A 20575-nucleotide genomic window follows, 5' to 3' on the forward strand; every position below is an offset into this window, starting at 1 on the left:
CTCGGGCCGTCGCGCGCGTCCGCGCTACCAACCAAACGGAGCCTGTTTGCGCAACCGGATTTATCCGCCGCGCTTTTTGTCTGTGGAGCTTGCGACCTTGACGCCTGCGTTGGCCAGCAGCACGCGCGCCGCTTCCCTCGCCGCGCGCGCCATCGCCGGATCGTCGCGCACCAGGTCCTGTGCGATCGAGCCGTCGACCAGCAGCGTGAGCTGGGTCGCAAGTCCCTCGGCATCGGCGACGCCGAGCTGGCGGAGCAGATCGCGAAACCAGATCCGGCGGCTTTCCTTGAAGGCGACCGCGATATTTCTGAAGGTATGGTCCTCGTCCTCCGGTCCGAGCTCGGCCACCGCGTTCACGAACGGACAGCCGCGAAAATCCTTCGCCGCGAAGCGCCGCTCCAGCGAATCGAAGGTTGCGAGGATCTGCTCGGCCGGCGGCTTGTCGGAGGCGCGGGGCTGCACGAAGCGGTGCTGCAGATAGGCCTCGATCAGCGCGTCCTTCGAGGGGAAGTGATTGTAGAGCGTGCGCTTGCTGATGCCGATCTCGGCCGCGATGGTGTCGACGCCGATCGCGCGAATGCCCCGCATGTAAAACAGTCTGTCGGCGGTCTCGAGGATCCGCTCTTTCATGGTCTGTTTGGGAGGCGGGGAAGCCATGCGCCGGCCGTGATCCTCTTCGCTTGACAGCACCGCCTCCGTATAGCCTAATTACACAGGTCTGTGTACCTAAAATAAGCGGGATTCGCAGGCTGCGGCTATTGTGCCGTGCCCCTTTGGGAGAACAAGAACAATGCCCCTGTTGCAGGTCCTGCGTCCCACGCTTCCCATTCTGATCGGCGCCTCCATCATGCTCACGCTGAGCATGGGGCTGCGGCAGAGCCTCGGCATCTTCATGCAGCCGCTGACGCACGACATCGGCATCTCGGTGTCTCATTTCACGCTGGCGCTGGCGGTGCAGAACCTCGCCTGGGGCTTCCTGCAGCCGCTCGCGGGCGCGATGACCGTGCGTTACGGCTTCCGCCCGATCATGGTGGTCGGAGCGCTGGCCTATATCGTGGGCCTCGTGCTGATGACGACGGCGCATGGCCTCGTCAGCATCATGATCGGCGCGGGTGTGCTGATCGGCCTTTCGCTCGCCTGCACCGCGAATGCGATCGCCATGTCGGTCGCGGCGCGCGCGGTGCCTGAGACGGTGCGCTCGACCGTGCTCGGCATGGTCTCCGCCGCGGGCTCGCTCGGCGCGCTGCTGTCGGCGCCGATCGGCCAGATGCTCAATGAAGGGTTCGGCTGGCGCGTCGGGCTTGCCGGCTTCGTCGTCCTCTCGGTCTTGATGATTCCAGCAGCCTTGTACGCCGGCGGCGTCGACAAGATCCCGCTGCCGAAGCCGGCGGGCGACGACATCGGCAACGCCACGGCGGCGACCGCGGCGAAGACCGCGTTCGGCAACGCGTCGTTCGTCGTGATGACCTGCGCCTACATGGTCTGCGGCATGCAGCTCGTCTTCCTCACCACGCATCTGCCGTCGTATCTGGCGATCTGCGGGCTCGATCCGATGCTGAGCGCGCAGACGCTCGGCATGATCGGCGGCTTCAACGTGCTGGGCTCGCTGTTCTTCGGCTGGGCCGGCCAGCGCTGGAACAAGCTCGCACTGCTCGGCGGCATCTACATCCTGCGCTCGCTGGCGCTCGCCTGGTACTTCATGCTGCCGGCAACGCCCGGCTCGACGCTGCTGTTCGGCGCCATCATGGGCTTCCTCTGGATGGGCGTCGGTCCGCTGGTTGCGGGCGCGGTGGCCGAGATGTTCGGGCTGCGCTGGCAGGCGATGATCCAGGGCCTTGCCTTCATGAGCCACCAGGTCGGCAGCTTCCTCGGTGCTTACGGAGGAGGGGTGATCTACGACTCGCTCGGCTCCTACACCATGGCCTGGCGTATCGGTGTCGCGCTCGGGCTTGCCGGCGGCATCATCCAGCTTGCCTTCGCGCTGATCCGGCCGGCGCAGCCGCCGCTGCTCAAGGCCGCCTGAGCTTCCGATCCCGCAAACCGACGACTGCCCCATACGAGGGCAGTCGTCGATTGCTGCCTATTTTTCCATCGATCGTTTGCTGCGAGAACGTGCAGTGGGGCGCGAAGCCGTTCCGCGCATGGATTGAATTCGCAGTGTCTTCAACGCGTTGCTCGGTGCGCGCCGGTGGCACGAATCTTGATTGAATCTGGCTAGAAATCGTGCCGGAAGCCGTTGCAGAGGTTTCCGGCCTGGGGACCCATGGGAAGGGCTGGCCGCGATGAGGCTAGTCGCCGTCATTCTCCAGCCATCCGCGCACCACGGCCACCGCCGCGCCGCCGAGCAGGACGCCCTTGTGCCTCGCGCCCGGCCTGATGCCGCCGCGCCTTCGCTGCATCCCGCCACCCGCCGCACGGCAGTTCGAGACATCCCGATAGCCGAGTGCGCGCTGTGCTTCGGCGTTCGCGCTCCGAACGCGCCGCGCCGATTCCGAACACCAGCATTTCTTGTGATGGGAGGACGATGATGGAGTCTGCGACATACACGCGCGAGAGGCTCGTGAGAATCGTGGTTGCTCTGCTGGGAGTGGCGCTTCTTTGCCTGCTGTTCAGTGACCTTGCGCTGGCTGAGGATGCGGCGGCGCCGCCGGCCTGCGGCGGCAAGATCCTCGAGAAGTGCACGCCGAATTCCGGCGACACCGCCTGGATGCTCACATCAGTCGCGCTTGTCCTGATGATGACGGTGCCGGGGCTTGGCCTGTTCTACGGCGGCATGGTGCGCAAGAAGAATGTCGGCGACACCGTGATGACCAGCTTCGCCGTGACCTGCCTGGTCACGATCCTGTTCGCCGTCTTGACCTACAGCCTGGCGTTTCGAGCCGGCACGCCGTTTATCGGCGGTCTGGATCGCATGTTCCTCAAGGACATCCTGAGCGACATCGGCAAGGGTGGCATCGGCAACCCCAATCCGCTCGCCGCGACCATTCCCGAGTCCGTCTACATCTGCTTCCAGATGACGTTCGCCATCATCACGCCGGCGCTGATCGCCGGTGCGTTTGCCGAGCGGATGAAGTTCTCGGCGATGCTCTGGTTCATCGGGTTGTGGGCGATCTTCGTCTATGCGCCGATCGCGCATTGGGTCTGGGGACCCGACGGGATCTTCTCGGCGGGCAACGACGCTGCGTATGTCAAGGTTCTCGATTTCGCCGGCGGTACCGTCGTGCATATCAATGCCGGCGTGGCCGGCCTGATGTGCGCGATCATGCTCGGCAAGCGCGTCGAGACGGGGCCGGCGCACAACATGGTGCTGACCTTCATCGGTGCCTCGCTGCTGTGGGTCGGCTGGTTCGGTTTCAACGCGGGCTCCGCCGTCACCGCCGGAATGCAAGCGGGCATGGCCATGCTGGTGACCCAGATCGCCACCGCGGTGGCAGGCTTCACCTGGATGCTGGTGGAATGGGCGCTCAAGGGCAAGCCGACGGTCGTCGGCATCTGCTCGGGCGCTGTCGCAGGTCTCGTCGCGATCACGCCGGCCTCCGGTTTCGTCGGGCCGGTCGGCGCCTTCGCCATCGGCATCGCGGCCGGCGTCTGTTGCTACTGGGGATGCACCGGCTTGAAGCGCATGTTCAGCTACGATGACGCGCTGGACTGCTTCGGCGTTCATGCGCTGGGCGGCATCGTCGGGGCGCTGCTGACCGGCGTATTTGCGGTCGAGCAGTATGGTGGAACGGCTGGCGTTCTGGAGGGAAATGCCGGGCAGTTCCTCAATCAATGCATCGGCGTCGCGACGGTTTTCGTGTATGATGCCGTCGTGAGCCTGATCATCCTGTTCGTGATCAATCTCTTCGTCGGGCTTCGCGTGACGCGCGACATCGAGCGCGAAGGGTTGGATCTGGCGCTGCATGGCGAGGTCGTGCAGTAGACTTGGCGGCATTCCGCGCCGGCCGGCGATCGTTGCCGGCTGGCACGGATCAAAGCTGTTCGAGGTGATCCGATGAACTGGTTCTATTGGAACACAGCGTGGTCGCTGTTCTTCAGCCTCGTTTGGTTCATGACCATCACACACAATCCGGATGCAGAAATCGCGGATGCACATCTGCCGGATGAGGCGTTCAAAGGCTAGCTCCGGTAGTAGCGCCACATCCTGACGAACGTCCGGTGGATCTCGTCGGGCGTCCGGTCGAACGGCTCGAGATTGACGCGGACCACGCCACGATGGTCCATGCGCCATGGCAAGCGCATCAGCAGCCGATAGGCGGGCCGCCTGCGCCAATCGGCCACCAGCGCGCTGCCGAGTGGCACATTGAGCGCGATCTGCAATTCGTGGACGGTCATCGCGCGCTCTGCGATCTCGACGAGGTCGATCTGCGTTATCGCGCGCCAGCGGATCAGCCCGAACGCCTGGATGAAGATGCCATACTGATTGGCCCCGATGGTCGGACGACCGGCCTCCAGCAGGGGGATGTTGTAGTAGGTGAAGCCGGCGGCCGCCGCCGCCAGTGCCAGCCAGTAGATCGCGCCCGTGATCAGGGTCGCAGTCAGGAAGACCGCGGCGAGGGCGGCGGTGACATAGACCGGAAAGTAGATGTCCTCGCGGCCGTAGGCGACCGAGTAGCCGCCGACGTTGCCCTCGTCCAAGCTTGCGATCATGTGAGCCCTGCGTCCGGGACTTGCCCGAAAGACATGAGGGACGACGCCAGACCACAAAGCAAAAACGGGGCCGCGAGGGCCCCGTTTGTAACGTCAGAAGCAGGCGATCTTACTTGATCTTGGCTTCCTTGAACTCGACGTGCTTGCGCGCGACCGGGTCATACTTCTTCTTGACCAGCTTGTCGGTCATGGTGCGCGAATTCTTCTTGGCGACGTAATAGAATCCGGTATCGGCCGTCGACACGAGCTTGACCTTGATGGTGACCGCTTTGGCCATATGCAAATCCTCGAAAATGAAGGGGTATCGGGAGCCGGCCAAATCGGCCCGCGTTTGGCCCGGAAACTAGCCACAAACAGCTCAAAGTCAAGGATTTCCGGGCCGAAATCGTCCCGATTCCGGCCAATTAGCCCTCGAAGAACTGGTTTTTCGGCCGCGGCAGGCCCAGATTTTCGCGCAATGTCCGTCCCTCGTACTCCTTGCGGAAGATTCCGCGCTTCTGCAATTCCGGGACGACCTTATCGACGAACTCGAACAGGCCCTGCGGCAGATAGGGGAACATGATGTTGAAGCCGTCGCTGCCGCGCCCCTCCAGCCATTCCTCCATCTGGTCGGCGATGGTCTGCGGCGTGCCGACGAAAGCGAGCCCGCCATAGCCGCCGACGCGCTGGGCGAGCTGGCGCACGGTGAGCTTGTCGCGCGCGGCGACCTCGACGAGGCGCTGCCGGCCGCTCTTGCTGGCGTTGGTTTCCGGGATCGGCGGCAATTGCCCGTCGGGATCGAAGCCGGACGCGTCGGTGCCGAGGATCACCGACAGCGAGGCGATCGCGCTGTCGTAATGGACGCGGCTGTCGAGCAGCGCGCGCTTCTCCTTAGCTTCCTCGACGCTGTCGCCGACCACGACGAAGGCGCCGGGCAGTATCTTCAGATGCTCGGGATCGCGCCCGATCTTCTCCATGCGGCCCTTGATGTCGGCATAGAGCTTCTGCCCGTCGGCCAGGCTGCCGCCGCCGGTGAACACGGCTTCCGCGGTCTCGGCGGCAAGCTGCCTGCCGTCGTCTGACGCGCCGGCCTGCACGATCACAGGCCAGCCCTGCACGGGACGGGCGATGTTCAGCGGGCCGCGGACCGACAGGTATTTGCCCTTGTGGTTGAGCACATGCATCTTGTCGGGATCGACGAACAGCCCGGACTCGACATCGCGCACGAACGCATCGTCGGCGAAGGAATCCCAGAGACCTGTGACGACATCGTAGAACTCGCGGGCGCGCCTGTAGCGCTCGGCGTGCTCCATGTGATCGTCGAGGCCGAAATTCAGTGCCGCGTCCGGATTGGACGTGGTGACGATATTCCACCCCGCCCGGCCGCCGGAGATGTGATCAAGCGAAGCGAAGCGGCGGGCAACGTGGTAGGGCTCATCGAAGGTGGTCGAGCCGGTCGCGATCAGCCCGATGTTCTCGGTGACGGCGGCGAGCGCAGACAGCAGCGTGAACGGCTCGAACGAGGTCACGGTGTGGCTGCGCTTCAGCGCGTTGATCGGCATGTTCAGCACGGCCAGATGGTCGGCCATGAAGAAGGCGTCGAACCTGCCGGCCTCGAGCTTCCGGATCAGCGTCTTGATGTGGTCGAAGTTGAAATTGGCGTCGGGCCAGGCTCCGGGATAGCGCCAGGCGCCGGTGTGGATGCTGATCGGCCGCATGAACGCGCCGAGCTTGAGTTGACGCTTCGCCATTGCCCCGTTCCGTTCTTGATGTCGTTAGCGGAACAGATAGGGAGGCTGGCGGGTAACGCCATGAGGGTCCTCAAGAAGAATCTTGCAATCTGGGCGACGAGCAGAGGATATTTTCAACCCGATGCCATTGTCATTGCGGAGGGGGACATGATTTATCCGGCAAGGTCTTTGCGGATCTATGGCTTCCTGGTCGCGCTGGTGCTCTGTCTTGGCAGCCCAGCGCGGGCCCAGATCGTTGCGATCGGCGCGAGCAATGTCGCGGGCAGGGGTGTCAGCAGTTCGGACGCCTGGCCGGCGCAACTGGAGGGCATGCTCGCCGCCAAGGGCCGCAATGTCCAAGTGACCAACGCCGGAATCAACGGCGATACCAATGCCGGCATGCTCGCCCGGCTCGATTCCGCGGTCCCCGAAGGGACCAGGATCGTGCTGCTCGACCGCTATGGTGGCGGCTGGAACGCAAGGCGATTGGGCCGAGGAGATCAGAACGCCGAACTGGCTGCGATCGAATCGAAGCTGCGCAGCCGGCACATCCGCGTGATCCCGATGTGGTGGAATCCAGTCCTGCGCAGTTACCTGCAGTCGGACCACATTCACTTCACGCCGGAAGGCCACAGAGTGGTCGCCGCCCACATGCTGCCCGCAGTGATGGGCGCGGTGCGCTGACCTGACACTCTGTCGCACGCTCGGAGCTTCACGCCCCCAACACGTCCTTGTGCATCTTGCCGCCGTAGAAATGGAAGAACGGCACCGGCGCGTCGTGACGAAGCGGGCCGGTGGCGAGGCGGCGGTCGAGCTCGGCGAGCACGTTCTTGGTCATGGCGTGCGCGTCGGCCAGCGGCTCGGAGCCGATCTCGACCCAGACGAGCTCGACCAGCTCGGCATCGGCATGCACCACGCCTTCGACGCGATGCGCGATGGTCGAGGCGTCCGCAGTGAAGAAGCGGGTGTCGAAGCGGCGGACGCGGCCGGGCGGGGTGATCGCGCGCGCGATCAGGAACAGGCCGGACGGATCAGGCAGCAGCCTCGCGTCGGCGAACGGCGCCCACGGGCCGTCGAGCTTCGCTGTCTTCTCGACCTTGCGGCCGAGGCACAATCCCGTTTCCTCGCAGGCTTCGCGGATCGCGGCATTGGCGAGCGCGCGCGCACGGCCGGGCGTGATCTTCGGGCTGCCCTTCAACAGATTGGCTTCGAGCTCCGGCGTGATCGGGGCGGCGACCGGCACGCGGTTGTCGGCCTTGTCGACGCGGCCGCCGGGGAATACGAATTTGCCCGGCATGAACACGACCTTGTCGTGGCGCTTGCCGACCAGCACCTTCGGCTTGGCACCGGAGCGATCGATCAGGATCAGCGTCGCGGCATCCTTCGGCCGGAAATACGCGTGATGATCGGCTTCCTTTTCGCCCTGGTGGACGACGGCGGCAGGGGCTGCGGCTTCAGTCATTTCATCCCTTTCATTTCTTCTTATCGTCCGGTTTAGCTAGACCGGCGGGATGTCGCTAGGGGGATTCTCGTCAAAGCCATGCATGCGCAGGGCCCATTGCAAGCCGATCACGGCTCCCTTCACCGGCTGCAACAATGCCAGCGATGCGAACAGCGTGAGCGGCAGATAGATCGCAAGTTGCAGCCACACCGGCGGCGAATAGTTGGTCTCGATCCACAGCGCGGTCGGTACCACGATATGGCCGACAATGACGATGACGAGATAGGCGGGGAGATCGTCGGCGCGATGCGGTGAGAAATCGAGATCGCAGACCGGGCAATGGCCATCGCATTTCAGAAACTTGCGGAACAGCCTGCCTTTTCCGCAGCGTGGACAACGGCTGCGGAACCCGCGCTTCATTGCGCTCCACACGTCGCGCTTCTCGGACTCGGCCGCATCGCGGGTCCAGACCACCGTCGGCGGTGTCACGTCCATGATTTCACGTCCATGACTTGCCTCGCTTCGATTTGCCGGGCTTCGATTTTGCCGGCTTGCGGTCCTTCTTGCTGCGCTTCTTCCGTTCCTTGTGCGCCTTCTTGCCGGATCCTTTACCCGGCCCCTTGCCAAATCCCGCGGCGCGGCGCTCGGCTCTTTTGCCGTCACGTTTTCTGTCACGCGGAATTGCCTGGCCGTCGGATAATAGCTCAAAGCGCAGCGCGCCCGCCACCGGTGCTGCCTCGACCAGCCGCACGTCGACGACGTCGCCGAGCCGATACATGGTGCCGCTGCGCGTGCCGATCAGCGCATGTCGCGTCTCATCATAGTTGAAATACTCGCTGCCGATGGTGCGGATCGGGATCAGGCCGTCGGCGCCGGTGTCGTCCAGCTTGACGAACAAGCCGGCGCGCGTCACGCCGGAGATGCGGCCCTGGAACGAGGCGCCGACCTTGTCGGCAAGGAAATGCGCGATCAGCCGGTCGGTGGTCTCGCGCTCCGCCTTCATCGCGCGGCGCTCGGTGACGGAGATCTGCGCGGCAATCTCGGCCAGTGTCTCCACGCTCTCGTCGGTCGGCAGGGCGCCTTCGCCAAGGCCGAGCGCGCGGATCAGCGCGCGGTGCACGATCAGATCGGCGTAGCGGCGGATCGGCGAGGTGAAGTGCGCGTAGCGGCGCAGGTTCAAGCCGAAATGGCCGTAGTTCTCGGCGGAGTATTCGGCCTGCGCCTGCGAACGCAGCACCACCTCGTTGACCAGCGGCTCGTAATCCTCACCCGCAACCTGCGCCAGCACGCGATTGAATTGCGCTGGACGCAGCGCGCCCTGTTTGGTGAAGGGCAGGTCCAGCGTCTTGAGGAATTCCTGGAGGTTTTGCACCTTCTCCTGGCTCGGCTCGTCATGCACGCGATAGATCAGCGGCAGCGCCTTCTTCTCCAGCATCTCCGCCGCGGCGACGTTGGCGAGGATCATGAACTCCTCGATCAGCCGGTGCGCATCGAGCCGCTGCGGCACGATCACCCGATCGACCGTGCCGTCGGGTTTCAGCAGGATCTTGCGCTCGGGCAGATCGAGATCGAGCGGGTCGCGCTCGTTGCGTGCGAGCTTGACGAGTTCATAGGCCGACCACAGCGGCTTCAGGATCGGATCGAGCAGGGGGCCCGTGGTGTCGTCGGGCCTGCCGTCGATCGCGGCCTGCGCCTGCGCGTAAGCGAGTTTCGCAGCCGAGCGCATCAGCACGCGGTGAAACGTATGCGAGCGCTTGCGGCCGTCGGCGCCGATCACCATGCGCACCGCGAGCGCACCACGCGGCTCGCCCGGCACCAGCGAGCAGAGATTGTTGGAGATCCGCTCGGGCAGCATCGGCACCACGCGGTCGGGGAAATACACCGAGTTGCCGCGCTGGAGCGCGTCGCGGTCGAGCGCCGAGCCGGGCCGCACATAATAGGCAACGTCCGCGATCGCGACATGGACGATGAAGCCACCCTTGTTGTTTGGATCGGTGTCGACCTCCGCATGCACGGCGTCGTCGTGGTCCTTGGCGTCGGGCGGATCGATGGTGACGAGCGGGACGTCGCGCCAGTCCTCGCGGCCCTGCAACGTTGCGGGTTTTGCCTCTTCGGCCTCGCGTAGCGCAGAAGACGAAAACACCTGCGGGATGTCGTGGGTGTTGATCGCGATCAGGCTGATCGCCTTTTCGCTCGCAATCGAGCCGAGCCGCTCCTTGACGCGGGCGGAGGCGAGCCCAAAGCCGCGGGTGCGGATCAGGTCAACGCTGATGAGGTCGCCGTCCTCGGCGCCGCCGGTATCTGGCTTGGCGATGTTGAGCTCGCGACCGGCCTGCTTCTTGTCGACCGGGATCAGCCGTCCGCCGCCGTCGGGGTTGCGGCGGAAGATGCCGAGGATGCGCGTGCGACCGTGATCGATCACCTTGATGACACGGCCGCGATAGGGCGTGCCGTCTTGCTCGTCGGTCACTTCGACGCGCAGCAGCGCGCGGTCGCCGACGCCGGCGGTGGTGCCGGGTTTCGGCCGCCGCGGCGTCTCGATGCGGATCTTCGGCGCGGTGCCGTTCTCTTCGCTATCCCACTCGGCGGGCGTTGCGATCAATTCACCGTCGCTGTCGCGGCCGGTGATGTCGGCGAGCACGGTCGGCGGCAGCGCCGCCGGCTCGTGGATCTTGCGGCCGCGCTTGGCGACCGTGCCGTCGTCGGCGAGTTCGCGCAGGAGTCGCTTCAGCTCGATGCGGTCGGCGTTCTTCAGGCCGAACTCGCGCGCGATCTCGCGGGTGCCGACCTTGCCTGGATTGGCGCGGATGAAGGCGACGATGGCGTCCCGGCCCGGAAAGCCATGGTCGGGTTTTCGTTTCACTTATCCTCGTGCCTTGCCGGCGCTCTTCTTTGCGGGCGCTTTCGCTGGTGCCGATGATTTTGAAGGCGACGTCTTGGCACCGGAAGCGACCGGCGCGCGCGCCTTGCTGGTCGCATCCGCTTTCGGTTTCGCCGCGGCCTTCTTCGACGCAGCCTTCTTCGCGGGCTTGGCCTCAGCGTCGCCGTCAGCCTTGTCGGACTCGGTCTTGTCCGATTTGGCCTTGGCCGCCTTGGCAGGCTTTGCCGCCTTCTTGACCTTCTTGCCGCCGCCCTTGGCCGCGCGCTCGTCGATCAGCGCAATCGCTTCCGCGAGCGTGACCTCGTCGGGCGTGCGGTCGCTCGGGATCGTCGCGTTGACGCCGCCGGCCGCGACATAGGCGCCGTAGCGGCCGTTCTTCAGCGCGACCGCGCCGAGCGTCGGGTGATCGCCGAGCGGCTTGCCGGGATCGGCGCCGAAGCGGCGGCCGCTCGGGCCCTTGGCGATCTTCTCCGCGATCAGCGTCACAGCGCGGTTCAAGCCGATGTCGAACACCTCGTCGCCGGCCTCGAGGCTGGCGTAGGTCTTCTCGTGCTTGACGAACGGCCCGAACCGGCCGAGGCCGGCGGTGATCGGCTGCCCGGTTTCCGGATGTTTGCCGATCTCGCGCGGCAGCGACAACAGCTTCAGCGCCAGCTCGAGGTCGACATCGGCGGGCGAGGTGCCCTTCGGAATGCCCGCGCGCTTCGGCTTCTCGCCCTCGGCGTAATCCTTCTGCTCGCCGAGCTGAATGTAGGGGCCGAAGCGGCCGGCCTTCACCGTGACGTCGAACCCGGTGTCGGGATCGGTGCCGAGCACGCGGTCGGCGCTCTCGGCGCTGTCGGCCGCGAGCGGACGGGTATAGCGGCATTCCGGATAGTTCGAGCAGCCGACGAAGGCGCCGAACTTGCCGGCCTTGAGGTTGAGCCGGCCGGTGCCGCAGGTCGGGCATTGCCTGACGTCGCCGCCATCCGCGCGCGGCGGATAGATATGCGGGCCGAGCATCTCGTCGAGCGCATCCAGCACTTCGGCAACGCGCAGGTCCTTGATGTCGTTGACCGCGCCGATGAAGCCGCGCCAGAAGTCCTGCAGCACCTGCTGCCAGGCGATCTCGTTGTTGGAGATGCGGTCGAGCTGCTCCTCGAGATCGGCGGTGAAGTCGTACTCGACATAGCGCGAGAAGAAATTCTCGAGGAATGCGACCACGACGCGGCCCTTGTCCTCGCCGTGCAGCCGTTTCTTCTCGAGCTTGACGTAGCCGCGATCCTTCAGCACCTGCAGGATCGAGGCGTAGGTCGAGGGCCGGCCGATGCCGAGCTCTTCCATCCGCTTCACCAATGACGCTTCCGAGAAGCGCGGCGGCGGCTCGGTGAAATGCTGGGTGACGGCGAGGCTCTGGCGCTTCACGGCCTCGCCCTCGCTCATCGCAGGCAGGCGGCGCGAATCCTCGTCCTCCTCGTCGTCGCGGCTTTCCTGGTACAGAGCGAGGAAGCCGTCGAACTTGATGACCTGGCCGGAGGCGCGCAGTTCCAGCACGCGGGCGCCGGCCTTGGCTTCGATGTCGACCGTGGTGCGTTCGAGCTCGGCCGACTCCATCTGGCTCGCAATGGTGCGCTTCCAGATCAGTTCATAGAGCCGCGCCTGATCGGCATCGAGCCTGCGGCCGATCGTTGCGGGACGCCGGGAGAGATCGGTCGGGCGGATCGCTTCGTGCGCTTCCTGCGCGTTCTTGGCCTTGGCCTGGTACTGGCGCGGCGCGTCCGGCACATAGGCATTGCCGTAGTCTTCGCCGATCACCTTGCGCGCCTGGGTGACCGCCTCGGGCGCGATCTGCACGCCGTCGGTTCGCATATAGGTGATGAGGCCGGTGGTCTCACCGCCGATGTCGATGCCCTCATAGAGCCGCTGCGCGATGCGCATGGTGTGCGCAGGGGCGAAGCCGAGCTTGCGGCTGGCTTCCTGCTGCAGGGTCGAGGTGGTGAAGGGCGCCTGCGGATTGCGTCGCGCCGGCTTGGCCTCGACGGTCGCGACCTTGAACAGCGCGGCTTCGATCGCCTTCTTGAAGTCCTCCGCTTCCGCGCCGGACCCGATGTCGAGCCGCGCGATCTTCTTGCCGTCGGCGCCGACCAGCCGCGCCTCGAAGGCTTCGCCGCGCGGCGTCAGCAGCGTCGCGACCAGCGACCAGTACTCCCGCGGCACGAACTTCTCGATCTCGAGCTCGCGGTCGCAGACCAGCCGCAGCGCGACCGACTGCACGCGGCCGGCCGAGCGGGCGCCGGGCAGCTTGCGCCACAGCACCGGCGAGAGGGTGAAGCCGACCAGATAGTCCAGCGCGCGGCGCGCCATATAGGCGTCGACCAGCGCGCCGTCGATCTGGCGCGGCGCCTTCATGGCCTCGGAGACGGCCTGCTTGGTGATGGCGTTGAACACCACGCGCTCGACCTTCTGGTCCTTCAGCGCGCGCTTCTCCTTCATCACCTCCAGCACGTGCCAGGAGATTGCCTCGCCCTCGCGATCAGGGTCGGTTGCGAGGATCAGGCGGTCGGCGCCCTTGAGCGCCTTGGCGATGTCGTTGAGCCGGCTCGCGGCCTTGGCATCGACCTCCCAAATCATCTGGAAATTGGCGTCCGGATCGACGGAACCGTTCTTGGCCGGGAGGTCGCGAACATGGCCGAACGACGCCAGGACCTCGTAGGAGGACCCCAGATATTTGTTGATCGTCTTGGCCTTGGCCGGCGACTCCACAATGACGATATTCATGTCATTCCAATAGCTTACGGGAAAACTTGAAGGCGGGTTCCGCTAGACTCGCGGTCTGCCGTGTCGGGGCGAACATGGGTGCTGGGGCGGTCGGTGTCAAATCGCCAGATATTGAAGGCAGGGCTCAAACTGTGGAGTTCCTATCCCAAAGGTTGAAAAATGCGTCCTAGAGTTGCAGCCGGAAAGGGCGTATCTCTTTATATATATGGCGTGGGAATCGGATTGGGCCTTTTGAGCAGCATAGGGGGCGGCCGGAAGCGCAAACCGCCCGGCCGGCGGCGACCGGCAAGCGACGAGACAGGTGGGGAGGGCGGCCCGGATGACGCCCTGGTCCTGATCGCAGTCGCGGCGTCCGAACTCGCCAAACTCGCCCAGCACCACAAATTCGAAGTCCTGGACCATCTGCTCGCGATGACCCGCCTGGAGGCCGACCAGCAACTGCGCGCGCGCAGCCGGCGGAAGCTGTCGTGAGGCGAAGGCTTGTTCCGGATGATTGGCCCGCCTTGCGCGCAGGGCTCTCTCAATTCGTCGTCCTGGCGAAAGCCATGACCCATAACCACCGCATTTGGTGACGAGGTGGATCGCGGCCCCAGCGTCGCGCAACAATGACCGCCTGGGGTAATGGGTCCTGCCAGGACGACGGCAGTGGAGTGCCTGCGCTCCACCCAACTTACGCAGTTACAAGACGCCGCGCGCGCTTCGCGGCAGGCCGCGGCTTCAGCGTCGTGTCGGCCGCGCCGAGCACGCGGCCGTCCTGCGACAACAGCGCAAGCTTCTTCACCGGCTTGCCCTTGTCGCGGTCGACCATGACGGTCGCGATCTCGTCCGGATGCTCGTCGAATTCCTCGGTCCATTGCCGGAGCGCGACCAGGATTGGAAAGATGCCGTGGCCCTTCGGCGTCAGCACATATTCCTGATAGGCGCTGCCGTCGGAGGCGGGGACCGTCTTCAGAATGCCGCGCTCGACCAGCGTGCGCAGCCGCGTGGCGAGGATGTTCTTGGCGAGGCCGAGGCTCGCCTGGAATTCGCCGAAGCGGCGCCGGCCAAGGCTGGCATCGCGGATGATCAAAAGCGACCACCAATCGCCGAACACGTCGAGCGCGCGTGCCACGGGGCAACTGTCGCCTGCAAGGCTGGTTCTCTTCACCACGCATCTCCGGAATCTTGTTTTGGCGCGTTTTCTTCACGCGAACCGGTATCCACTTCGCTCGAAAACGCTGATGAGCCATCACGACCTTGTGTGGTTGCAATATTAAACCTGATGCTCTACGTAGGCAACGAAGTTTAATAATGCAACCACATTGGAGGCGGACATGAGACTGGCAAACAAGACGGCGTTGATCACCGGCGGCAACAGCGGCATCGGGCTCGCGACGGCAAAGCTGTTCGTGGCGGAAGGCGCCAAGGTCGTCATCACCGGGCGCAACAAGGAGACGCTGGCGGCGGCGGCGAAGGAGCTCGGACCGAACGCGCTCGCAGTGGTGGCCGATGCCACCGACGTCGCGGCGCTGGAAGCCGCCGTGAAGCAGGGCGCCGAGAAGTTCGGCAAATACGATGTGCTGTTCGCCAATGCCGGCATTCCCGGCCAGACGCCGGTCGGCGGCACCACGCTCGCCGCATTCGAAAATGTGATCCGCACCAATCTCACCGGCGTGTTCTTCACCGTGCAGGCGGTCGCGCCGCATCTCAACGACGGCGCGTCGATCATTCTCAACGGCTCGGTGATTTCGGTGCTCGGCAATCCCGGCTACTCGGCCTATGCCGCGAGCAAGGCCGGTGTGCGCGCGATGGCGCGGGTGATGGCGTCAGAACTGTCGCCGCGCAACATCCGCGTCAACGTGGTGGCGCCGGGCGCCGTGCGTACGCCGATCTGGGGCGCTGCGATCGCGACGCCCGAGGCCGAGAAGGCCTTCGAGAAGCGGATCGGCATGACCACCCCGCTCGGGCGGATCGGCGAACCCGATCACATCTCGAAAACCGTGCTGTTCCTGGCTTCCGACGACGCGGCCCATGTGCAGGGGCAGGAACTGTTCATCGATGGCGGCTCAACGGCGTCGCCCGCCGGCGCGCCGATCTATCGCGGCTAATTTGTTTCTCATTGTAGCGATCGGCCGGTGTGAAGCGCTTCACACCGGCCGATTTCGTTCGCGACTATCATCGCTTCGCTGTCCAACCATGATCTCTTCGGAAAACCGCTTCGCACTTTTCCGGACCATGCTTGAACCTTTGACGTGTTCCCCGGACTCCTGAATGGGCGGGGATTATTTTCACCACGGAATCATTTTGGAGTGCCGTCATGCCGAAAGCAGCTGCCCGCATTTCGACGTCGATCCCTGTCTCGTCCGACTCCGAAAGTTCGGACACGACACAATTTGTGACGGTTGCGTTGTTTTCCGGCATCGGCCTGTTGATTTCGCTCGTCGCCGTCATCCTCGGCATTCAGGGCGTCTGGTTCTGAGTTCCATCAACTGAATGGCCTGCCGCCGCCGGGCGACGGCAGGTGCTCCATCACATCAGGCGGCGTTCAGCCTGCCAGCGGCTTGCAGCGCGCCTGCGACCGCCTTTTCGCGATGCTCGGGGCCGACCTGGATGCCATCGGCAGGGATGAATTCGAGATTCCTGACCCCGATGAAGCCGAACACGCCGCGCAGATAGGTCTCGAGGTGCTCGAGTGCGGCCATCGGCGTGTCGGCGCCGTAGTAGCCGCCGCGCGAGATCGCGATGATGACGCGCTTGTTGCCGGCCAGACCCTCGACGCCGCCGGCGCCGTATTTGAAGGTCTTGCCCGCGACCACGACGCGATCGATCCAGGCCTTCAGCTGGCTCGGAATGGTGAAATTGTACATCGGAGCGCCGATCACGACGATGTCGGCGGCGAGGAACTCGTCCAGGACCGCCTGGCCGGTCGCGATGTCGTCGCGCACCGACGGATCGGGGGCTGCGCCCTGGCTGGCGGCGAGGTGCAGGCCGGAGAGGTGGGCGAGCGGGGTCTGGGTCAGGTCGCGGTAGCTGACGACGAGGCCGGGATTGGCCTGACGCAGCCGCTCGACGGCGGCGGCGGAGACCTGGCGGCTGACGGAGTGGGGGCCGAGGACCGAGGAATCGATGTGCAGAAGTTTCATGGCTGAGGTCACCTTTGGTATAGGTTTGTAACTGGCGCTATATGAGTGACCGCCCTAAATCTCCGCAAGAACGCACATTTTTGAAACCCGAGCACACCGATGAGACCTGAGAACATTGATGTAACTGGTCTGCCGCCGCGGCCCAGTCCCGACCACAGCGATTGCCGCGCGGTGGCCTCCGTGCTGGCGCGGGTCGGCGACAAATGGAGCGTGTTCGTGATCATGATGCTGATCGACGGGCCGAAGCGGTTCAACGAATTGAAGCGCATGATCAATGGCATCTCGCAGCGGATGCTGACGCTCACGCTGCGCGGCCTGGAGCGCGACGGGCTGGTGACCCGTACGGTGTTCCCGACCATCCCGCCGCGGGTCGACTATGAGCTGACCGATCTTGGCCGCGGGCTGGCAGAGCCGGTGAAGGCGCTCGGCCAGTGGGCGTTCACGCATCTGCCGGAGATCGAAGGCGCGCGGAACGACTTCGATACGCGCAATGCGGAGTGATTTGCAGCATCAGCGCATTGAGACAACGGACCCGTCACCCTGAGGAGCCGCGAAGCGGCGTCTCGAAGGGTCGACGGCCACAGTCGGGCCGTGCATCCTTCGAGACGCGCTGCGCGCTCCTCAGGATGACGGCGCGAGATTTCGCGAGCCACCATCGCCGGCTAAATCATCGACACCAGCCCGCCGCCGTGACGCTCCAGCTTGCCCGCCAATTCAAGCTCCAGCAGCACGGCGCGGACGACGGCGGGTGAGACGTCCGCCATCCGGATCAGGTCGTCGAGGCTGATCGGGCTCGGCCCGAGCAGATTGATGATGCGGGCGCGGTCGCCGCCATCTGTGGCAAAGTCCAGCGGCTCGTCGTCTTCGCGCGCGGCGAGCATGATCGGCCGCTCCATGATCGGCGTCACCGCGCTGATGACGTCGGCAGCTTCGGTGACCAGTGTGGCACCTTGCTTGATCAAATCGTTGGCGCCGGCGGCGCGCGGATCGATCGGCGAGCCCGGCACCGCGAACACCTCGCGGCCCTGTTCGGCCGCCATCCGCGCCGTGATCAGCGAGCCGGAGCGATGCGCAGCCTCCACGATCACGACGCCGAGCGAGGCGCCCGAGATCAGCCGGTTGCGGCGGGGAAAGTCGTGCGCTCGCGGCACGTGGCCGAGCGGCATTTCCGAGATCGCCGCGCCGCGCGCGAGCAGGGCGGCCAGCAGATCCTCGTGCTCCGGCGGGTAGATGCGGTCGTGGCCGCCGGCGAGCACGGCGACCGTGCCGCTGGCGACGGTGGCGCGATGCGCCGCCTGGTCGATGCCGCGGGCAAGCCCCGAGATCACGACAAAGCCGGCATCGCCGAGATCGCGCGCGAGCTGGCCTGCAAATTTCAGCCCGGCGCCGGAGGCATTGCGCGAGCCGACGATCGCGATCATCGGGCGCATCAGACTGTCGCGTTCACCGCGCACGCCGAGCAGCGGCGGCGCGTCGTCGATGGTGGCGAGCCGCGCCGGATAATGCGCTTCTTCCGGCGCGACGAGATCGATGCCGAACCTGCGACAGGCCGCGAGCTCCGCAGCGGCGTCGGCCTCGCTGCAGATGCGCGAGGAGCCCGAAGCGCCGCCGCGCCGCGCGAGATCCGGCAGGCGCTCCAGCGCCTGCGCCGCATCGCCAAAATGGCGGAGCAGCGATGCAAAGGTGCGTGGGCCGACATTGTCGGAGCGGATCAACCGCAGGCGGTTGAGCCGTTCGGCGTCGGTGAGTTTTGTGGCGTTGGGGGATCGGTCATGCATGCGGGGTGCAGCTTCGCCCAACCTGAGATTGTGATCAACTGCGACATTGGCGCAGCGCGGCGCAACGCGCTAAAAGCAGCCGCCAATGCCAGGGAAGCCGCCCATGATCTCACTTGCCGACCTCCAAGCGCGTATCGAGCAGGGCGCGTTGTCGCCTGAAGCGGCCATCGGCCAATCGCTGCAGGCGATCGGTGCGCAAGACAGGGCGATCGGCGCCTTTGTCCGCCATGACGCGTCGGCGCGCGCGCAAGCTGCCGGGCCGTTGCGCGGTATTGCAGTCGGTATCAAGGACATCATCGATACCGCCGATTTCCCGACCGAGATGGGCGCTGCGATCTATCGCGGCCATCAGCCGCGCGCCGATGCGCCGGTCGTGATGGCGCTGAAGCAGGCCGGCGCCACCATCATCGGCAAGACCACGACGACCGCGTTCGCGGCGAACGATCCGACCGCGACGCTCAATCCGCACAATCATGCGCACACGCCGGGCGGCTCGTCGTCGGGCTCGGCGGCCGCGGTCGCCGCCGGGATGATCCCGCTGGCGCTCGGCACGCAGACCGGCGGCTCGGTAATCCGGCCGGCCTCGTTCTGCGGCGTCGCCGCGATCAAGCCGAGCTACCGGCTGCTGCCGACCGTCGGCGTGAAGTGTTTTTCGTGGACGCTCGATACGGTGGGGCTGTTCGGCGCCGGCGTGCGCGACGTCGCGCTGGGGCTGGCTGCGATGACGAGGCGGTCTGACCTCGTGGTGCCATCGCAACTCGCGGCGCCGCGCATCGGCGTGGTGACGCAGGCCTTCGCCGGCGCGCCTGAACCATCCGGCGCGGAGGCGTTGCAGAGGGCCGCGCGCGCCGCGGAGCAGGCGGGCGCGACGGTGCGCGAGATTGCGGTGCCTGACGTCATCGCCGAGGCGTGGCGGATCCATCCTGACGTGCAGGAGTTCGAGGCGCACCAGTCGCTCGCCTGGGAATACCGGCAGAACTACGATGCGATGCCGCCGCTGCTGCGCGGCCGGCTCGACGAGAGCAAGGGCGGCACACCGGCCGAATACGACGCGGCGATCGATGTCACGCTGCGCGCGCGCCAGGCGCTGGCCACCGTTCTCGCCGAGGTCGACGTGCTGCTGACGCTGTCGGCGCCGGGCGCCGCGCCGAAGGGCCTGACGTCAACCGGCGATCCTCGTTACAACCGGCTCTGGACCTTGATGGGCGTGCCCTGCGTCAACGTGCCGACCCTGACCGCCGAGGGCGGATTGCCTGTCGGCGTCACGGTGATCGCGGGCTTCGGCGATGACGCGAAGGCGCTGGCGGCGGCGAGCTTTGTCGAGGATGCGCTGAGGGAATGATCACCGTCGTTCCGGGGCGCGAAGCGAACCCGGAACCTCGAGATTCCGGGTTCGATGCTGCGCATCGCCCCGGAATGACCAGCTATCTCTTCTCGCCGATCTTGCCTTCGGTGCCGGCCTGCAGGCGCTGGATGTTCTCGCGGTGCTTGTAGAACAACAGCAGCGTCAGCACGACGAACAGCGAGGCCAGTGCGTTATGGCCGAACCACCACAGGAACAGCGGCGTCACGAATGCGGCGATCAGCGCCGACAGTGACGAGTAGCGTGTGGTGTAGGCGGTGCCGAGCCAGATCACGGCAAAGATCAGCGCCGCCGGCCAGAACAGGCCGAGCAGCACGCCGAGATAGGTCGCGACACCCTTGCCGCCGCGAAAGTTGAGCCAGACCGGGAAGAGGTGGCCGAGGAAGGCACCCAGCGCCGCCAGCATTGCCGCGTTCGGGCCGTCGATCGTCCCCGCGATGATGACGGCAACCGTGCCCTTCAGCATGTCGCCGATCAGTGTCGCCGCGGCGAGGCCCTTGCGGCCGGTGCGCAGCACGTTGGTGGCGCCGATATTGCCGGAGCCGATTGTGCGCAGATCCTGCGTGCCGGCGAGCCTGGTGAGGATCATGCCGAACGGGATCGAGCCCAGGAGATAGCCGATCAGCAAGGCGACCGGCAGCATCGCATCAGCAGACATCGCGGCGGCTCCCTGCACGGTCGGTCCGGTCAAATTTGGACGAATCCGTCAATGAAATATTAACCATCAATCCGCACCATTCCCGTGGAAATGAGGGAGCTTATCATGGCTTCTGTTCGCAGGCGGCTGGAGCAGGTTTTCTTTGTCGTTTACGTCGCGGCCATTGTCGTTGGAACGACGATGGAGGCGATGTCGCAACTCGCGGCGCGTTAGGTT

General features: G+C 65.4%; 21 protein-coding genes. 9 read left to right on the top strand and 12 right to left on the bottom strand.

Going from position 1 to position 20575, the window contains the following annotated elements:
- Positions 1–60: 60 nt before the first annotated feature.
- On the bottom strand, positions 61–630 hold the full coding sequence (locus FBZ93_RS08735) for a TetR/AcrR family transcriptional regulator (protein ID WP_433995391.1): 570 nt from the start codon (positions 628–630) through the stop codon (positions 61–63).
- 160 nt (positions 631–790) lie between these two features.
- Between FBZ93_RS08735 and FBZ93_RS08740 the strand changes: the two genes are divergently transcribed.
- From FBZ93_RS08740 to FBZ93_RS41725, 3 genes are all read left to right on the top strand, one after another.
- Positions 791–2023, top strand: coding sequence for an MFS transporter (locus FBZ93_RS08740; RefSeq protein ID WP_146985533.1), 1233 nt, complete (start codon positions 791–793; stop codon positions 2021–2023).
- Between the two features lie 501 nt (positions 2024–2524).
- Positions 2525–3922 (top strand): ammonium transporter, encoded by a 1398-nt coding sequence (locus FBZ93_RS08745; RefSeq protein ID WP_146985534.1) that lies wholly within the window; start codon positions 2525–2527, stop codon positions 3920–3922.
- Positions 3923–3994: 72 nt separating this feature from the next.
- The gene (locus FBZ93_RS41725) at positions 3995–4123 is read left to right on the top strand and encodes a hypothetical protein (RefSeq protein WP_021078305.1); all 129 of its coding nucleotides are present in this window, start codon (positions 3995–3997) and stop codon (positions 4121–4123) included.
- On the opposite strand, the gene FBZ93_RS08750 is transcribed toward FBZ93_RS41725, so the two are convergent.
- From FBZ93_RS08750 to FBZ93_RS08760, 3 genes are all read right to left on the bottom strand, one after another.
- Positions 4120–4650 (bottom strand): hypothetical protein, encoded by a 531-nt coding sequence (locus FBZ93_RS08750; RefSeq protein WP_146985535.1) that lies wholly within the window; start codon positions 4648–4650, stop codon positions 4120–4122. The two genes, FBZ93_RS41725 and FBZ93_RS08750, sit on opposite strands and share 4 nt — an antisense overlap.
- Positions 4651–4759: 109 nt before the next feature.
- Complete coding sequence (rpmG, locus tag FBZ93_RS08755; RefSeq protein ID WP_018271988.1) at positions 4760–4927, bottom strand: 50S ribosomal protein L33; 168 nt, start codon at positions 4925–4927, stop codon at positions 4760–4762.
- Positions 4928–5054: 127 nt separating this feature from the next.
- On the bottom strand, positions 5055–6380 hold the full coding sequence (locus tag FBZ93_RS08760) for an LLM class flavin-dependent oxidoreductase (RefSeq protein ID WP_146985536.1): 1326 nt from the start codon (positions 6378–6380) through the stop codon (positions 5055–5057).
- Positions 6381–6527: 147 nt separating this feature from the next.
- Here FBZ93_RS08760 and FBZ93_RS08765 point away from each other — a divergent pair, with 147 nt between their 5' ends.
- Positions 6528–7043: a GDSL-type esterase/lipase family protein gene (locus tag FBZ93_RS08765; RefSeq protein ID WP_246667416.1), complete on the top strand. Its 516-nt coding sequence runs from the start codon at positions 6528–6530 to the stop codon at positions 7041–7043.
- 28 nt (positions 7044–7071) lie between these two features.
- On the opposite strand, the gene FBZ93_RS08770 is transcribed toward FBZ93_RS08765, so the two are convergent.
- Genes FBZ93_RS08770 through topA form a run of 4 tightly spaced genes read right to left on the bottom strand, consistent with a single transcriptional unit; the run spans position 7072 to position 13438 of the window.
- Positions 7072–7821, bottom strand: a complete 750-nt coding sequence (locus FBZ93_RS08770) for an NUDIX hydrolase (protein WP_146985537.1) — start codon at positions 7819–7821, stop codon at positions 7072–7074.
- 36 nt (positions 7822–7857) lie between these two features.
- Positions 7858–8295: a DUF983 domain-containing protein gene (locus FBZ93_RS08775; protein ID WP_050425570.1), complete on the bottom strand. Its 438-nt coding sequence runs from the start codon at positions 8293–8295 to the stop codon at positions 7858–7860.
- A 4-nt stretch (positions 8296–8299) separates the two neighbouring features.
- Entirely contained in the window at positions 8300–10663 is a 2364-nt protein-coding gene (gene rnr, locus FBZ93_RS08780) for a ribonuclease R (RefSeq protein WP_146985538.1), read from the bottom strand.
- Positions 10664–13438 (bottom strand): type I DNA topoisomerase, encoded by a 2775-nt coding sequence (topA, locus tag FBZ93_RS08785; protein WP_146985539.1) that lies wholly within the window; start codon positions 13436–13438, stop codon positions 10664–10666. It lies immediately after the preceding gene.
- 222 nt (positions 13439–13660) lie between these two features.
- Here topA and FBZ93_RS08790 point away from each other — a divergent pair, with 222 nt between their 5' ends.
- The gene (locus FBZ93_RS08790; protein ID WP_146985540.1) at positions 13661–13909 is read left to right on the top strand and encodes a hypothetical protein; all 249 of its coding nucleotides are present in this window, start codon (positions 13661–13663) and stop codon (positions 13907–13909) included.
- A 199-nt stretch (positions 13910–14108) separates the two neighbouring features.
- On the opposite strand, the gene FBZ93_RS08795 is transcribed toward FBZ93_RS08790, so the two are convergent.
- On the bottom strand, positions 14109–14588 hold the full coding sequence (locus FBZ93_RS08795) for a winged helix-turn-helix transcriptional regulator (protein ID WP_146985541.1): 480 nt from the start codon (positions 14586–14588) through the stop codon (positions 14109–14111).
- 163 nt (positions 14589–14751) lie between these two features.
- Between FBZ93_RS08795 and FBZ93_RS08800 the strand changes: the two genes are divergently transcribed.
- Positions 14752–15525 carry an SDR family NAD(P)-dependent oxidoreductase gene (locus tag FBZ93_RS08800; RefSeq protein WP_146985542.1) on the top strand — a complete coding sequence of 258 codons (774 nt, stop codon included), beginning with the start codon at positions 14752–14754 and terminating at the stop codon, positions 15523–15525.
- Positions 15526–15734: 209 nt separating this feature from the next.
- Positions 15735–15896 carry a hypothetical protein gene (locus FBZ93_RS40525; RefSeq protein WP_167528972.1) on the top strand — a complete coding sequence of 54 codons (162 nt, stop codon included), beginning with the start codon at positions 15735–15737 and terminating at the stop codon, positions 15894–15896.
- A gap of 55 nt (positions 15897–15951) precedes the next feature.
- Here the strand turns inward: FBZ93_RS40525 and FBZ93_RS08805 are convergent, their stop codons facing one another.
- A complete protein-coding gene (locus tag FBZ93_RS08805) occupies positions 15952–16560 on the bottom strand; it encodes an FMN-dependent NADH-azoreductase (RefSeq protein WP_146985543.1) in 609 nt (202 codons plus the stop codon).
- Positions 16561–16659: 99 nt separating this feature from the next.
- On the opposite strand from FBZ93_RS08805, the gene FBZ93_RS08810 reads away from it, so the two are divergent.
- Positions 16660–17061 (top strand): winged helix-turn-helix transcriptional regulator, encoded by a 402-nt coding sequence (locus tag FBZ93_RS08810; RefSeq protein WP_146985544.1) that lies wholly within the window; start codon positions 16660–16662, stop codon positions 17059–17061.
- Between the two features lie 161 nt (positions 17062–17222).
- On the opposite strand, the gene dprA is transcribed toward FBZ93_RS08810, so the two are convergent.
- Positions 17223–18338, bottom strand: a complete 1116-nt coding sequence (gene dprA / locus FBZ93_RS08815) for a DNA-processing protein DprA (protein ID WP_146985545.1) — start codon at positions 18336–18338, stop codon at positions 17223–17225.
- Positions 18339–18441: 103 nt separating this feature from the next.
- Between dprA and FBZ93_RS08820 the strand changes: the two genes are divergently transcribed.
- Positions 18442–19680, top strand: coding sequence for an amidase (locus FBZ93_RS08820; RefSeq protein WP_146985546.1), 1239 nt, complete (start codon positions 18442–18444; stop codon positions 19678–19680).
- Between the two features lie 82 nt (positions 19681–19762).
- On the opposite strand, the gene plsY is transcribed toward FBZ93_RS08820, so the two are convergent.
- A complete protein-coding gene (gene plsY, locus FBZ93_RS08825) occupies positions 19763–20359 on the bottom strand; it encodes a glycerol-3-phosphate 1-O-acyltransferase PlsY (protein ID WP_146985547.1) in 597 nt (198 codons plus the stop codon).
- Positions 20360–20575: the final 216 nt, after the last annotated feature.

Origin of the sequence: Bradyrhizobium macuxiense, from assembly GCF_007993935.1 — a bacterium.
GTDB classification, from domain to species: domain Bacteria; phylum Pseudomonadota; class Alphaproteobacteria; order Rhizobiales; family Xanthobacteraceae; genus Bradyrhizobium; species Bradyrhizobium macuxiense_A.